The sequence below is a fragment of the Sulfurihydrogenibium sp. YO3AOP1 genome (assembly GCF_000020325.1).
Classification (GTDB): domain Bacteria; phylum Aquificota; class Aquificia; order Aquificales; family Hydrogenothermaceae; genus Sulfurihydrogenibium.
This window is the reverse complement of sequence record NC_010730.1, coordinates 601,761-616,341: the sequence shown is the minus strand read 5'-3', so window position 1 is coordinate 616,341 and position 14,581 is coordinate 601,761. Positions and strand designations below refer to the sequence as shown.

The following is a 14,581-nucleotide window of genomic DNA, read 5'->3' as shown; positions in this document are numbered from 1 at the left end:
TATATGCCAAAACTTCTCATACTACTTATAATCATCGCAGCTTGGATAATAAGCTTTTTATATCCATTTTTTAGAAATTTCCTTGATGAGCAAGAATTAGACCTAACCTATATTGGCTTACTTGGACTATTAATCTTTATTCCATTTTTAATAAAAAATCAAAGCCTGCCAAAAAATTGCCCTATAAAGATTTACACTATTGGAATTCTTGTCTTTACACCTTTTGTAGCCATGAAATTTGATATAATTAATTTAGCCGTTATTTTTATCTATTTAAACTTTATCAGCTACATAATTTGTATAAAAGGAAGGAGAAAAAGTGAAGCAGGAGATTAGAGATAAAATCTTAAACATTCTTAAACAAAACAATCTTTTATTTGAAGGTGTTGAAGATAAAATAAAAATAGAGTCTCCAAAAGAAGAAAAATTCGGCGACCTATCAACAAATGCAGCATTCATACTTAGCAAAAACCTAAACAAAAAACCTTTTGAAGTTGCAAACCAGCTAAAAGCACTCTTTGAAAAAGACCCTTATTTTGAAAAAGTAGAAGTAGCAGGCGGTGGATTTATAAATCTTTTTATTTCTGATGCTTTTTACCATCAAATCTTAAACAAAGCAATTGAAGAAAAAGATGAGTTTGGAAAAGCAAAAGAAAAAAACAAAGGAAAGACAAACATTGAATATGTTAGCGCAAATCCAACCGGACCACTCCATTTAGGACATGGTAGAGGTGCAGTAGTAGGTAACATACTCTCAAATCTTTATGATTACATCGGATATAAAGTTGAAAGGGAATTTTATATAAATGATGCAGGAAATCAGATTAAAAAGCTTGGAATGTCTGTCTATGCAAGATTTAGACAAATAGAAGAACCAAGTTATCCATTTCCGGAAGATGGCTATCATGGAGAGTATATAAAAGATATAGCAAAAGAGCTTTATCATTATGAAAGAGAAAAAATACTATCTTTCTTAGATGAAGAAGAGGCGATAGAATTTTGTGCTGAGTATGCCAAGAACTTTTTGCTTGATGAGATAAAAAAAGATTTAAAGCTTATCGGCGTTGAGTTTGATATCTGGTATAGTGAAAGACATTTATATGAACACGGAAAGGTAGAGCAGGCTTTAAAATTTTTAGAAAGTAAAGGGTTAATCTATGAAAAAGATGGAGCTTTATGGCTAAAAACATCTCTCTATGGAGATGAAAAAGACAGAGTAATAAGAAAATCTGACGGAAGCTATACATATTTTGCCGCAGATATAGCATATCATTACGATAAGTATTTGAGAAACTACGATTTTATAATAAACGTGTGGGGAGCAGACCATCACGGATACTTCCCAAGATTAAAAGCCGCAATCATGGCTTTTGGTGTAAAAGAAGATTGGATAAATGTACTGTTTATTCAGCTTGTTAAGCTTTTTAATAACGGCGAAGAAGTGAAAATGTCAAAAAGGTCAGGAGACTTTATAACACTTAGAGAGCTTGTAGAAGAAGTAGGAAAGGACGCGGTTATCTATTTCTTCGCATCAAAGGACCCAAACACACACTTAAACTTTGACATAGACATTGCACTTAAAAAAAGCAATGAAAACCCAGTATTCTATGTCCAATACGCCCATGCAAGAATAAGCAGCGTTTTTAGAGAAGCTCAGCAACGATTTAACTTTAACCCAGAAGAAGATTTTGAGGCTGATTTGTCTTTATTAAAAGAAGATTTAGAAAGAAGTTTGATGAAGTATATTTCAACCATTCCGGATGAAATTTATGATGCAACCATAAAAAACCAGCCACACAAAATAACCAACATTACTTATGAGCTTGCGTCAAGATTACACAAATATTATTACTATCATAAGTTTTTGATAGAAAATGACGAAAAGTTAATGAAAGCAAGACTATATTTATTAAAAGCGGTTAGAAATGTTTTAAGAGCTTTATTTAAAATAATGGGTATAACACCTGTTGAGAGGATGTGATGGAAGACAGAGACTTAAAAGCAGCTGTTCAGCAGATAAAGAAAAAAAGAAAAAAAGAAATGATGGAAAGATTGATTATATTCCTTTCAGGATTATTGATAACTCTTGTTTTCATAGCTCTTGGATTAAATTATTACTCTAAGTCAGAAAAAACAATATCTGAACCAGATATAAAAGTAGCAACAAACTTAGAAAAACCGGCAACGCCACCACAACAAATTCAAGCACAACCACAACCTACCCAGCCACCACAGCAACCAACCGCTGAATCTCAACCACCACAACCTAAGCAAGAAGAACAGCCGGCAGGACAGTCAAACGTAAAACCTGAAGAAGCTAAAAAACCGGCTCAAGAAAAAGAACCATCCAAAGAACAATTAGCTAAAGAGCAGCCAAAAGAAGAAAAACCTAAACCATCTGAAAAACAACCTGAAAAACCAAAATCAGAAGAAAAACAACAAACAGTACAAAAACAAACCGAAAAACCTAAACAGCAAGAAAAAGCTATTTCTAAAGAACAACCAAAAGAAGAAAAACCTAAACAACCTGCAATAGCTGCAAAAGTAGAAAAAAATAAAGAAGAATCTAAGCCTGTAAAATATCAGCAGCCAAAAGAAAGTAAGAAAGTTGATAGCAAAGAGATAACTTCATTAATATCATCCGGTGGATTTTCTATTCAAGTAGGAGCATTTTCAACAAGAGAAAAGGCCGAAATAGAAAAAACAAAATATCCTAATGCTTACATCATAGAAGAAAATGGACTTCATAAAGTGTTGGTTGGAAAGTTTAAAACTGAAAAAGAAGCAAGAGATTATCAAAGAGAACATGATATAAAAGGCTTTATTAAAAGAGTTGGAAGTTAAGGTTGGACCAGCTTTTAGAAAAAAGAAAGCTTTACTTTGCATTTTTATTTAGCAGTTTTATCTTTTTTGCTTTATTGATACTTCTAAAGATACCTTTAAATCCATTTAATATTGGCTATCCGGTTTATATTTTATCCATTTTTTCTGTTTTACCGGCTTATCTGCTTTTTAACAGAAAAAAGATATCTTTCAAAAATCAGCTTATCCTTGGATATGTCCCTCTAATAGCAGGATTTTTTATCTCCATAATTTTTAACAATAGCACATATTTTTTAATATCTTTCCCTATTTTTTTGCTGAACTACATTATAATAGTGCCAAGGAGATGATATGGACTATTTAGATATTATCCAAAAAGAAAGAGAGAAAGGAAAGAAAATCGTATTTACAAATGGATGTTTTGACATTATCCATGCCGGACATGTAGATTATTTAGAGAAAGCAAAATCTCTTGGAGATTTTCTTGTCGTTGGATTAAACAGTGATGAGTCTGTAAAAAGATTAAAAGGACCGACCAGACCGGTAAATCCGGTAGAGCAAAGAAAAAAAGTCTTACAAGCTTTAAAACCGGTAGATTTGGTTATTGTTTTTGAAGAAGATACCCCTGAAAGGCTAATAAAAGAAATTAAACCGGATGTGCTTGTAAAAGGTGGAGATTGGAAGATAGAAAATATTGTTGGTGCAGATTTTGTCATGTCTTATGGTGGCAAGGTTTATACAATAGACTTTGTTTATGACACCTCTACAACAAAGATTATAGAAAAAGTAAAAAATGAATCTGCCTAACCTTCTTACACTTTTAAGAATAATCCTTGTTCCTGTTTTTATAACATTTCTTTGGTACAACATGCCTCTTTTTGCCTTAATAACTTTTGCTATTGCTGGTTTAACAGATGCAGTAGATGGTTATCTTGCAAGAAAGTATAATCAAGAAACACAGCTTGGCAAAATTCTTGACCCAATAGCAGACAAAACTCTACTCGTTTCGGCTTTTGTATTCATTTTTAACTCGGATTTATTTATAAAATTTCCTTTTTGGTTTATCTTATTAGCAATATCAAGAGATATTTATATCCTTGCAGGAAGTTTTTTGATTTATCTAATCAAAGGAAGTTTAAGAGTCAGACCTTCTTTTTTTGGAAAAATGACAACTTTCTTACAAATATTTACAGTAATTTATACCCTAATTTCAAATGTTTTTCCAAATCTTTATAACCATTTATTTTATGAATCAGCTTTAATCATAACTTTTATTGTTATGGTTTTATCTCTGCTGACTTATACTTATGACGGCATTAAACAGCTTAACGACTTAGAAAATCTTTGAAAATTTCATAACTATCAAATAAGTTTTTTATAGGAATGTATTCATTTTTTTGATGTGCTTGAGCCGGGTCTCCGGGTCCAAAGTTTACAGCATCAATTCCGTATAAGGATAGCCTTGCAACATCTGTCCAAGCCTGCTTTGCTTCTATTGGCAGATTATACTTAGATATAAAATCTTTTAAGATTGGATTATCAAGACAAACATTGCCGGATGGTGCAACGTCTGTAAACTCTACCTTCGCTTCGTTGTTTACAAGATTTAAAAGCTCTTCTTTCGCCTGCTCTATTGACTTACCCGGTGCAAATCTGTAATTTACATTTATCTCAAATTTATCCGGAATTATATTCCTTCCGCCGGAAAAGCTAACCATTGTAGCGTTCATAACTTCGTAGTATTTAATTCCGTGAAAATCATATTCTTTTATTCCAAACTCAGAAAGTCTTTTTAGAAAGTTTACAGATTTATGGATTGCATTCTCTCCCTGCCATGGTCTTGCTGAATGTGCTCTTTTTCCTTCAAAAATTACCGATGCATGCATCGTTCCAAGACATCCAACCTGCACGACGTTATTAGTTGGCTCTAAGGCAAAAGCTAAATCTGATTTTTGAATGATATTATATTGTGATAATAATGGCTCTAATCCATTATCTACATAAGGACCTTCTTCTTTTTCATAGAACACATAGATAGCATTGTATGATTTTTCTTTATCAGAAAAATGGTCTATCAAAGCCATCATAACAGCAAGACCACCTTTCATATCACTTGCACCAAGTCCGTATATTTTATCTTCTATTATTTGACCTGTAAAATCATTTGTTCCAGGTACTGTGTCAAGATGACCGATAAATCCGATCGTCTTTTTTGATGGTTCTAAATTATCGTAAGCTATTATAGAATTGTTGTGTCTGATGATGTTTAGATTGTAATTTTTCAAAAAATCTTCTACAAAGTCTGCTATTTCTTTTTCATTGCCTATAACAGACGGAATGTTAACAAGCTTTACTGTATAGTCAATAAGTTTTTGTTTTTCTGAGTCTGTAATCAATTTTAATCACCTGAAATTGAGTATTTAAGAGTATTTATTATAGCATTTTTGATTTGAGTAAATATTTGTAAAGAGTGCTTTAAAATTTTAACTAAGTCTAAAAATTAATTAACCTTTTGATCGTCATTCTGCAGCCAGTAAAGAATCTCCTCCTTTATGCCTCTAAAGTGTCATTCTGAACGAAGTGAAGAATCTCCTCTCTTTTTTTACCTCTCACTTACTCACTTTCTCACCTTCTTTAAAAAAGAGATCCTTCGGCTTTACAGCCTCAGTATGACGGGCATAGGCAAAGTTATATCTACATATACTAACAACTTATAAAAATTTTAGAACACCTTTATAATCCTTTTCTCTATGCTATGATATTTAACTCTAAACATACGAAAGGAGTAAAAAGCCGTTGAGATACGAGCAAATCATAGAAAAAGCTAAAAAAATAAAATGGTTCGTTTTTGATGTAGATGGAGTTTTAACTGATGGAAAAATTATCTACGACTCAGAAGGCAAGGAAATAAAAATGTTTTGTGTAAAAGATGGAATAGGTATTCATATGCTTAATATGGTTGGTATAAAAACAGCCATCATTACAGGCAGAAGTTCAGAAGTAGTAGAGAAAAGAGCAAGGGAGTTAAACATTACAGAAGTTTTTCAAAACTCTTCAAATAAATTAATTCATTACAATGAGCTTAAAGAAAAGTATAATCTTAAAGATGAAGAAATTTTGTACATTGGAGATGATATTGTTGATATTCCAGTATTAAAAAGGGTTGGATTTGGGGCGACTGTTCCGTCTGCACCGGAAGATGTTAAAAAGTATGCTATTTATATTACTAATAAAGAAGGTGGGAATGGAGCTGTTAGGGAAGTTATAGACTTGGTTTTAAAAATTCAAGGTAAGTATGATGAAATCATAAAAAAATACTGTGAGATTTAGATGCAAGACAGGGAAAGGTGGAATCAAAAGTATTTAAGCGGTTTTTCGGCAGAAAAAGAGCCATCAGAAATTGTCAAAAACTTTTATCATTTGGCAAAGATAGGAATGGCACTTGACATTGCAGCGGGTTTAGGCAGGAACTCTTTATTCTTGGCAGAAAAAGGCTTTATAGTTGATGCTGTTGATGTTTCTGATGTAGCAATTGAAAAGCTAAAAACATTACATCCAAACATTAATCCAATTCATCAAGATTTAAAAATTTATAGACCGGATAAAGATAGATACGATTTGATAATCAATATAAACTTTTTAGAAAGAATCTTATTTCCATACATTAAAGAAGCTTTAAAGAAAGATGGCGTTTTAATTTTTGAAACTTTCCTTGAAGGAAGTCCATCAAAAAACAGTGATTTTTTACTTAGAAAAAATGAGCTATTACATAGCTTTTTATCTTTGGAAATAGTATTCTATCAAGAAAAAGAAGTTATTACTTGTAAAAATGAAAAAGCATACAAGGCTTATTTGGTTGCAACAAAAAGATGCTAAATCAAGACACAAAAAAGATTTTATCTTTGGCAGTTCCTGCTGCTTTAAGTAATTTTTTAGATATCGTTCAAGTGCTTATAGATATGATCATGCTTGGAAGGGTTTCTCCTTCTGCCATCGCGTCAGCCGGCATATCTATGCAGTTTTTAGGGCTTTTGTATGCAATGATGGCTACTTTTTCAGTAGGTACTTCTGTTGTAATTTCGCGATACATCGGAGCAAAGCAGTACTCACAGTCAAACAAAACTGCCTTTTCTATCTCTGTTTTTTCTTTACTGCTATCTATTCCATTTACAATCTTAGGCTTTTTCTTTTCTAAGTATATTTTTATGTTTATGGCAGGTTCTGATGAAGTAATCAGACTTGGTCAAGAGTATTTTTCTATATTGGCTTTAACCTTTCCGGTTTTATTCATGGAGATGGCTATATACTCTGCATTTAATGCAGCAGGAGACACAAAAACGCCTTTAAAGATAGTAATCGTTGCAAACATTATAAACACGGTGCTTGCTTATGGACTGATATTTGGGAATTTTGGATTTCCAAGGCTTGAAGTCAAAGGTGCTGCCATTGCCACAGCCATAAGCTATTACATAAGCTTTTTTATGTATCTGTATGTGATAAACTCAAAACATTCAAAAATTAGATTTGAATTTGATTTTTTGCTTGAAGAAGTTAAGAAGATTTTTAAAATTGGCGTTCCAAGTGGTTTTGAAAGGACTTTAACATACTTTTCTTTTTTGCTTTTTGTAAAGATAATAGCAGATTATGGAATTTATACACTTGCAGGTTATCAGGTAGGTCTGAGGATAGAAGGGCTTGCGTTCATGCCGGGTTTTGGTTTTACAATCGCAGCAATGACCCTTGTAGGTCAAAGTCTTGGATCTAACAATCCACAGCAGGCAGAAGCATATGCAAAAGAGATAATAAAGATTGCTTCTATTTTCATGGGTCTTATGGGTGTTGTGATGGTAATCTTTCCTGAGTATTTAGCTATGGTGTTTACAAATGATAAAAAAACAATAGAAGAGGCTTCTTTATATTTAAGGATAGTAGGACTAACTCAAATTCCTTTAGCGATAGGGTTTGTTTTAAGCGGTGTTTTAAGAGGTGCAGGAGCTACGAAAACAACATTATACATAAATACATTTTCTTTATGGGTTTTAAGAATCATTCCGGCTTACATACTTTCAAAAATTTTTGGAAATATTTTATTTGTGTATTTAGCAATGTTTTTAGAAACATACTTAAAAGCAGCTATACTTTGGTATTTCTTTAAAAAAGGCGATTGGAAAAAGATTAAAGTTTAGTGAGAGTTATTTTAGATTCTAACTGAATTTAAAAAATCAATCAATCTTCTTAAACGTCATCCTGCAGCCGGCGAAGAATATCCTTTTACTTCTCACTTTTCACCTTTTCAGAGAAGACCGAAGTTTTTCATCTTTGTTCTCAGCTGTTTTCTTGAAATTCCAAGTTTTTGAGCTGCTCTTGTTTGATTAAAATTCTCTTCTTGTAAAACTTTTAAAATAATATTTTTTTCAATATCATAAAGATTTAAACTATTATTTTCTGACCTTATATTTTCTGATATTTTTTGGGAGTTAGACTTTATCCTGTCAGGAAGATGATTAGCTGTGATTATTTCACCTTGGCATAACACAACTGCCCGTTCAATGATATTCTCAAGCTGTCTAACGTTTCCAGGCCAATCGTAATTCATCAATATTTCTAAAGCATCATTATCAATATCATATACGTTTTTGTTGTTAATCTTGCTAAACTTATCGATAAATTTCTTGACAAGGAGAGGAATATCTTCTTTTCTTTCTCTAAGAGGTGGAATTTTTAAATGAATTACGTTTATTCTATAAAATAGATCTTCTCTAAATTCTTTGTTTTCAACCATTTCTTCAAGGTTTCTGTTGGTTGCTGAGATTACTCTACATCTCATTTTTATTAATTCTTTTCCCCCAACTCTAAAAAATTCTCTTTCTTGAAGAACTCTTAAAAGTTTTGCCTGCATAAATAGTGGCATCTCCCCTATTTCGTCTAAAAATAACGTACCTTCTCCAGCCAGCTCTATTTTTCCGATTTCTCTGTTTGATGCTCCGGTAAAGGAACCTTTTTCATGACCAAAAAGCTCATTTTCAAAAAGCTCGTTGGGTATAGCAGAACAGTTTATAGGAATAAATGGTTGGTTTGCTCTTTTTGACCTTCTATGAATGGCTTTTGCAACAAGCTCTTTTCCTGTTCCGCTTTCTCCTTCAATCAAAATAGAAGATTCGCTTTTACTTACAACATCTATTTCTTTGAATAAATCTTTCATCTTTTGACTTTTTCCAATAATGCCTTCAAACTCTTCTTCCACATCAAAATTTTCTTGTTTTTTGATATAAAAATCAATTATTTTGATTAAATTATCTATATCTATTGGCTTGGGTATGTAGTGGTTAGCTCCTTTTTTGATAGCTTCTACAGCTCCATTTATAGACCCGTAAGCTGTAATGATTAAAAAAGGTGTAAGTATATCCTTTTTTCTAAAACTTTCTAAAATCTCTAATCCTGTTCCATCTTCTAATAAAAAGTCTGAGATTATTAAGTCAAACTTTTCTTTTTCTATTAAGCTTAAGCTTTCTTTTTTAGACTTTGCAGTCAATACTTCAAATCCTGCTTCTGATAAAACCGTTTTGATAACTTTTAAGATACTTTCTTCATCATCAATCAATAAAATCTTAAACATCATCATTTACCTCTAAAGGTAGTTCTATTATAAATTTAGTGTATTTTCCATATTCTGAAATAAGGTTAATCGTTCCTTTATGTAAGAAAACAATTTTGTAAACCATAGGCAAGCCAAGACCTGTTCCTTTCTGTTTTGTAGTAAAAAATGGCTTAAAAATCTTATCTTTATGCTCTTGTTTAATTCCTATTCCATTATCTTCAACGATTATTTGTATTTTGTTTTTATCTTTGTTGTAATAAGTGGAAATTTTTATATAGCCGTCTTGAATGTTTTTTTCTTTTATAGCATCGATAGAGTTCAAAACAAGATTAACAATTACTTGTTTGAATAAGTTTTCATCGACCATTGATGATGGTAAGTTTTTATCAAGATTTAGCTCAAGTTTTATATTATAATCTTCACAATCGTAGACTAAAAGTTTAACTGCATCTTCTATAACTTTGTTGATGTTTGTATAGCCAAATTTTGGCTCTATTAATTTAGAAAAGTTTAAAAAAGATACAGTCATTTCATTTAGTCTGCTGCTTTCCTCTTTTATGATTTTTCCAAACTCTTTTATAATCTCATTATCAGAGTTTGTTTTTATATAGTTTGCTGCATTTGATATAGAATAAAGCGCATTTTTTATTTCATGGGCTATTTTTGCACTCATCTCTCCCATTGCTGCCATACAGCCTAAGGTTTCTCTTTCTTTATGTGCTTCCTCAAGTTTATTTATATAATCATTCAATGAAGAAATCATAATATAAAAACTAAACGTTAGCTTATTTATCTCATCTCCAGATAGATTGTTAAATATTTGACATTTTGGACATTCTTTTATGGCTTTACTGCCAATATCAAAAAGAATTTCTCCAGCATTTTCAGAAGTCAGCCAACAAGTTGTAGATATACCCTTATCACATTTTTTTTCTTGTTTTATAACAGGTTTTAAATTAACAATATCTTTTAGATCTTGAAAATCTAAATTGAAAAGGTTTATTATTTTTTCTTTCAGCTCAACAAGTGGTTTTACTAATATGCTTGAAATAAAGAAAATTCCGGTAAATGTGGCAATAAATATAAATAAAACTACTATAGAAAGGGGGTATACTATTTTTTCAATATCTTCTTTTAGTTCACTTTCGATAGTTTTAATGTCATAAAAAACTATTAATTTTCCAATAATTTCTGTATCCACTTTTAAATCATAGATAAACTTTGCCAAACCGTTAATGTTTTTTTCATTATATTTATAACCCAGCAAAGATAAGTTATTACTGCCTATTATTGTTCCATCTTTATCTAATACATAAACCTGTTTTATAGCTTTATTTCTTATAAGGAAATTTACAAGCTCATCTATTTTTTCAAAGTTTTTAACAATGATTTTTTCTTTGTAGCTTTCTGCAAGACTTGTTATATTTTCTTCTAAGGACAAAATCCTGTCGTTTAGTATTCTATCGTAAAAGTTGCTAACAGTGAAGATAATAGAACCAGTTAGAATGATTAAAACATAGATTGCAATCGATAAAGATGTTTTAAGCTTAATAGATAGGTTTCTCAGAATCATTTTAAAACAGGGAATAGGTCAAGAATTTTTCTATAATTTTTTATAACTTGAAACATGTTTGGATTTGGTTTTTCAAAGCCATCTATTTCCATATTTTTTAACGTTTCTTGGTCGATTGAGAATAAAGCTTTTTCTATCTCTTCATAAAGTTTTTTATCCAAGGTTTTTGATACCATGATTATATGCCTTGGGAAGGATGGAGACTTTGCTATCACTCTAAGTTGGTCTTGATATGCTTTTAAACTTTCTTCCTTTATTCCAGCTACATCTGCAATTCCTGCAAGAACTGCCAAAATGGCTCCTTTATCCGTTCCAGAACTCCATATATTTATTACATCTTCTTGAGTTATTCCAGCTTGTGCAAGCATGTATAAAGGCATAACGCAATTACTCATACAGATAGGACTGCCAAGGGTAATCTTTTTTCCTTTCACATCTTCAATGGATTTAATTGGACTGTCTTTTTTAACAACAAGAACGCCGTTTTCTACGGCTTTACCGTTTATTTTCATTACAGCTACAGCTTCAACGTTAAACTTTCTTTTTAGCTCAAAGTATACAACAGAGCACCCAACAGCTAAATGTGCTTCTTTTCTTTTAAATAGTTCAAAAACCCTATCAACATTTTCAACAATTACCATATCAACTTTTTTGTTTAATTTAGAAGATAAGTATTTTGATAAAACAGAGTATCGTTTATACTCTTTAACAGTATCTCCATAGGATAAAACTGCAAGTTTAAGACTCTCTTGTGCAAAAGAGATATTAAATATTAGTAAGCTTAAAATTAGTATTCTGAAAAGCATGGAAATAATATATATCCAAAAATATCAAGTTAGCAAACACTATCTTTGAATAGGTTGGAAAAGGAATTATTAAACTTTTTCCCTAACTCTTAAAAATTAATATCTTGGTAAAAATTTTATTTTTAGCTTTTTTTTAAGGTTTTTTGTCATTAGCAAGTAGATAAAGACTTTATAAGTTCTTCTTGGTCTGGGAACCAAGTAAAGGAAAATTTTTATATATTATAGGAATGTGTCGGGTAGGAAATTGGAAGTTTTGATAAGGCTAAAGCCTTCAGAGTAAGTGGAGAGTGATGAATAACAAATACAATAGATGCCTTACTTCTTATTTTTCACCTTTTCGTACGGGCAATTCATGAATTGCTCCAACATCCATAACCTCTCACTTTTAAAATTCCACAACTACATCTAAGAATCTTGTAATCTTTTGGATTTCTTACCTAAAAGTATCTATTATATAAAGCTGATACATCGGGTGAGAAATTCAATAAAAGCAGGAGATAAAAGTAGGAGATTCTTCGCACGGCTGCAGAATGACGATGTTGGCTTTTGGAGCAGTCTCATAGCAAGCAGATAAAGGATTTTGTAACTCTTCTAAATCTATTGAAAATCTTTCAAATTTGAGTATATTATTTATATATAATTTGACTTTACTAAAATCAATATTATTGACAAGATTAAAAAAGATAATGTATAATATAAAATGATTAAAATCTAAAAGGAGGTAGGTGCAAATGGCAAAGTTAAAACCTCTGTATGACAGAGTTGTTATCAAAAGAGTTGAAGAGGAAGTAGCAAAAACTCCAGCAGGAATTATTATTCCAGATACAGCAAAAGAAAAACCTCAAATTGGTGAAGTTGTAGCGGTAGGAGAAGGTAGAGTCTTAGAAAATGGAAATGTAGTTCCTCTCAAAGTAAAAGTAGGGGATAAAGTATACTTTAGCAAGTATGCAGGAAATGAAGTTAAAGTTGATGGTGAAGAGTTAATCATTTTAAGAGAAGATGATATCTTAGCAATTATTGAACAATAAAAAATAGGAGGTGAGCATAGATGGCGGCAAAAAAATTAGTTTATGGTGACGAAGCAAGAGCTAAATTAAAAGCAGGTGTCGATAAACTTGCAAACGCAGTTAAAGTAACACTTGGACCAAGAGGTAGAGAAGTAATTTTAGAAAAAAAATGGGGTTCTCCAGTAGTTACTAAAGACGGTGTATCTGTTGCAAAAGAAATAGAGCTTACAGACCCATACGAAAACATGGCAGCTCAGCTTGTAAAAGAAGTTGCATCTAAGACAGCAGACGTTGCTGGTGATGGAACAACAACAGCCACAGTATTAACTCAGGCAATCTATGAAGAAGGATTAAAAGCAATTGCTTCTGGTGCTAATCCAATTTATGTAAAAAGAGGAATTGATGAAGCAGTTAAAATAATTGTTGAAGAACTCAAAAAAATATCTAAACCAGTTACTGGAAGAAAAGAGATTGAACAAGTTGCTACAATCTCTGCAAACAACGACCCAGAAATTGGTAAAATCATTGCGGATGCAATGGAGAAAGTAGGAAAAGATGGCGTAATCACTGTTGAAGAATCTAAATCTGCAGAAACTGTATTAGAAGTAACAGAAGGTATGCAATTTGATAGAGGATACTTATCTCCATACTTTGTAACAAATGCAGAAAAAATGGAAGCTGTTTTAGAAAATCCATACATCTTAATCTATGAAAAGAAAGTAGGCAACATAAGGGAACTTTTACCAGTATTAGAAAAAGTTGTTCAAACAAACAAACCACTTTTAATAATTGCTGAAGATGTTGAAGGAGAAGCTCTTGCTACATTAGTAGTAAACCATATCAAAGGAGTATTAAGAGTATGTGCAGTTAAAGCTCCAGGATTTGGCGAAAGAAGAAAAGCAATGCTTCAAGACATTGCTATCTTAACAGGCGGTACTGCAATCACAGAAGACCTTGGAATTAAGCTTGAATCTGTTGATTTAGATATGCTTGGTAAAGCTGATAAAGTTGTTGTAGATAAAGATAACACTACAATTATCGGCGGAAAAGGAAATCCAGAAGATATCAAAGCAAGAATAGAGCAAATCAAAAAACAAATTGAAACAACAACTTCTGAATATGACAAAGAAAAATTACAAGAAAGACTTGCTAAACTTGCCGGCGGTGTAGCTATCATTAAAGTTGGTGCTGCAACAGAAGCAGAACTAAAAGAGAAAAAAGACAGAGTTGATGACGCAGTACATGCTACAAAAGCTGCAGTAGAAGAAGGTATTGTTCCAGGTGGTGGTATTGCAATATTTAGAGCATCAAGAGCACTTTGCAACATAAAAGAAGAAAACACAGACAAAGCTTGGGGTATCAAGATTGTTAAAAATGCTTGCAAAGTTCCATTAAAACAAATTGCTTATAACGCAGGATTTGAAGGTTCTGTGATAATTGAAAAAATCAAAGATGTTGACAATGTAAACTACGGATTTGATGCAGCTACTGGTGAGTATGTAGACATGGTAGAAGCTGGTATCATTGACCCAACTAAGGTTGTAAGAACAGCTCTCCAAAATGCTGCATCTATTGCAGGAACAATGCTTACAGCTGAATGCTTAGTAGCAGAAATTAAGGAAAAAGAAGAAAAACTCCCAGGCGCAGGCGGTGGAATGGGAGACATGGACTTCTAAGATAAATTCTTAAACTAATAAATATATGAAACCCCCTTAACGGGGGCTTTTTTGTTTTTCACAAGCATTCTTTCCGTGTCATCCTGAACAAAGTGAAG

The 14,581-nt window shown here is 31.9% G+C and carries 15 protein-coding genes; 11 read left to right on the top strand and 4 right to left on the bottom strand.

The genetic code is table 11. The features are described from left to right. The first annotated feature begins 3 nt into the window (after nt 1-3). The 6 genes from SYO3AOP1_RS03095 to SYO3AOP1_RS03070 are packed head-to-tail and all read left to right on the top strand — an operon-like array spanning nt 4 to nt 4,171. A complete protein-coding gene (locus SYO3AOP1_RS03095; RefSeq protein WP_012459316.1) occupies nt 4-336 on the top strand; it encodes a hypothetical protein in 333 nt (110 codons plus the stop codon). Beyond that, complete coding sequence (gene argS, locus SYO3AOP1_RS03090; RefSeq protein WP_012459315.1) at nt 320-1,981, top strand: arginine--tRNA ligase; 1,662 nt, start codon at nt 320-322, stop codon at nt 1,979-1,981. The genes SYO3AOP1_RS03095 and argS overlap by 17 nt, the downstream gene beginning before the upstream one ends. Beyond that, nucleotides 1,981-2,844 (top strand): SPOR domain-containing protein, encoded by an 864-nt coding sequence (locus SYO3AOP1_RS03085; protein ID WP_012459314.1) that lies wholly within the window; start codon nt 1,981-1,983, stop codon nt 2,842-2,844. Before argS ends, SYO3AOP1_RS03085 begins: the two co-directional genes overlap by 1 nt. Before the next feature lie 2 nt (nt 2,845-2,846). Further along, on the top strand, nt 2,847-3,173 hold the full coding sequence (locus SYO3AOP1_RS03080; RefSeq protein WP_041674524.1) for a hypothetical protein: 327 nt from the start codon (nt 2,847-2,849) through the stop codon (nt 3,171-3,173). Nucleotide 3,174: 1 nt separating this feature from the next. Then, the gene (gene rfaE2, locus SYO3AOP1_RS03075) at nt 3,175-3,630 is read left to right on the top strand and encodes a D-glycero-beta-D-manno-heptose 1-phosphate adenylyltransferase (protein WP_007545392.1); all 456 of its coding nucleotides are present in this window, start codon (nt 3,175-3,177) and stop codon (nt 3,628-3,630) included. After that, on the top strand, nt 3,617-4,171 hold the full coding sequence (locus SYO3AOP1_RS03070; protein WP_012459313.1) for a CDP-alcohol phosphatidyltransferase family protein: 555 nt from the start codon (nt 3,617-3,619) through the stop codon (nt 4,169-4,171). Before rfaE2 ends, SYO3AOP1_RS03070 begins: the two co-directional genes overlap by 14 nt. Here SYO3AOP1_RS03070 and dapE read toward each other — a convergent pair. Further along, on the bottom strand, nt 4,149-5,219 hold the full coding sequence (gene dapE, locus SYO3AOP1_RS03065; RefSeq protein ID WP_012459312.1) for a succinyl-diaminopimelate desuccinylase: 1,071 nt from the start codon (nt 5,217-5,219) through the stop codon (nt 4,149-4,151). The genes SYO3AOP1_RS03070 and dapE overlap by 23 nt on opposite strands. A 400-nt stretch (nt 5,220-5,619) precedes the next feature. On the opposite strand from dapE, the gene SYO3AOP1_RS03060 reads away from it, so the two are divergent. The 3 genes from SYO3AOP1_RS03060 to SYO3AOP1_RS03050 are packed head-to-tail and all read left to right on the top strand — an operon-like array spanning nt 5,620 to nt 8,009. Beyond that, entirely contained in the window at nt 5,620-6,153 is a 534-nt protein-coding gene (locus SYO3AOP1_RS03060) for an HAD-IIIA family hydrolase (protein ID WP_012459311.1), read from the top strand. Further along, a complete protein-coding gene (locus SYO3AOP1_RS03055; protein WP_012459310.1) occupies nt 6,154-6,699 on the top strand; it encodes a class I SAM-dependent methyltransferase in 546 nt (181 codons plus the stop codon). Then, nucleotides 6,693-8,009: an MATE family efflux transporter gene (locus SYO3AOP1_RS03050; protein ID WP_012459309.1), complete on the top strand. Its 1,317-nt coding sequence runs from the start codon at nt 6,693-6,695 to the stop codon at nt 8,007-8,009. Before SYO3AOP1_RS03055 ends, SYO3AOP1_RS03050 begins: the two co-directional genes overlap by 7 nt. A gap of 107 nt (nt 8,010-8,116) precedes the next feature. On the opposite strand, the gene SYO3AOP1_RS03045 is transcribed toward SYO3AOP1_RS03050, so the two are convergent. From SYO3AOP1_RS03045 to SYO3AOP1_RS03035, 3 genes are read right to left on the bottom strand one after another with little or no spacing between them, the layout of a single operon-like run. Next, the gene (locus SYO3AOP1_RS03045; RefSeq protein ID WP_012459308.1) at nt 8,117-9,439 is read right to left on the bottom strand and encodes a sigma-54 dependent transcriptional regulator; all 1,323 of its coding nucleotides are present in this window, start codon (nt 9,437-9,439) and stop codon (nt 8,117-8,119) included. Then, complete coding sequence (locus SYO3AOP1_RS03040) at nt 9,432-10,994, bottom strand: ATP-binding protein (RefSeq protein ID WP_012459307.1); 1,563 nt, start codon at nt 10,992-10,994, stop codon at nt 9,432-9,434. Before SYO3AOP1_RS03040 ends, SYO3AOP1_RS03045 begins: the two co-directional genes overlap by 8 nt. Next, nucleotides 10,991-11,800: a phosphate/phosphite/phosphonate ABC transporter substrate-binding protein gene (locus SYO3AOP1_RS03035; RefSeq protein WP_012459306.1), complete on the bottom strand. Its 810-nt coding sequence runs from the start codon at nt 11,798-11,800 to the stop codon at nt 10,991-10,993. Before SYO3AOP1_RS03035 ends, SYO3AOP1_RS03040 begins: the two co-directional genes overlap by 4 nt. A 731-nt stretch (nt 11,801-12,531) precedes the next feature. Between SYO3AOP1_RS03035 and groES the strand changes: the two genes are divergently transcribed. Next, nucleotides 12,532-12,828 carry a co-chaperone GroES gene (gene groES / locus SYO3AOP1_RS03030; protein ID WP_012459305.1) on the top strand — a complete coding sequence of 99 codons (297 nt, stop codon included), beginning with the start codon at nt 12,532-12,534 and terminating at the stop codon, nt 12,826-12,828. Between the two features lie 20 nt (nt 12,829-12,848). After that, on the top strand, nt 12,849-14,483 hold the full coding sequence (groL, locus tag SYO3AOP1_RS03025; RefSeq protein ID WP_012459304.1) for a chaperonin GroEL: 1,635 nt from the start codon (nt 12,849-12,851) through the stop codon (nt 14,481-14,483). Nucleotides 14,484-14,581: the final 98 nt, after the last annotated feature.

Bases quoted from the DNA above. Each gene is read 5' to 3' on its own strand.
- SYO3AOP1_RS03085 (WP_012459314.1), top strand. From the start codon at position 1,981: ATGGAAGACAGAGACTTAAAAGCAGCTGTTCAGCAGATAAAGAAAAAA.
- SYO3AOP1_RS03095 (WP_012459316.1), top strand. From the start codon at position 4: ATGCCAAAACTTCTCATACTACTTATAATCATCGCAGCTTGGATAATA.
- SYO3AOP1_RS03070 (WP_012459313.1), top strand. From the start codon at position 3,617: ATGAATCTGCCTAACCTTCTTACACTTTTAAGAATAATCCTTGTTCCT.
- SYO3AOP1_RS03035 (WP_012459306.1), bottom strand. From the start codon at position 11,800: ATGCTTTTCAGAATACTAATTTTAAGCTTACTAATATTTAATATCTCT.
- rfaE2 (WP_007545392.1), top strand. From the start codon at position 3,175: ATGGACTATTTAGATATTATCCAAAAAGAAAGAGAGAAAGGAAAGAAA.
- SYO3AOP1_RS03040 (WP_012459307.1), bottom strand. From the start codon at position 10,994: ATGATTCTGAGAAACCTATCTATTAAGCTTAAAACATCTTTATCGATT.
- groES (WP_012459305.1), top strand. From the start codon at position 12,532: ATGGCAAAGTTAAAACCTCTGTATGACAGAGTTGTTATCAAAAGAGTT.
- SYO3AOP1_RS03045 (WP_012459308.1), bottom strand. From the start codon at position 9,439: ATGTTTAAGATTTTATTGATTGATGATGAAGAAAGTATCTTAAAAGTT.
- SYO3AOP1_RS03055 (WP_012459310.1), top strand. From the start codon at position 6,154: ATGCAAGACAGGGAAAGGTGGAATCAAAAGTATTTAAGCGGTTTTTCG.
- groL (WP_012459304.1), top strand. From the start codon at position 12,849: ATGGCGGCAAAAAAATTAGTTTATGGTGACGAAGCAAGAGCTAAATTA.
- SYO3AOP1_RS03050 (WP_012459309.1), top strand. From the start codon at position 6,693: ATGCTAAATCAAGACACAAAAAAGATTTTATCTTTGGCAGTTCCTGCT.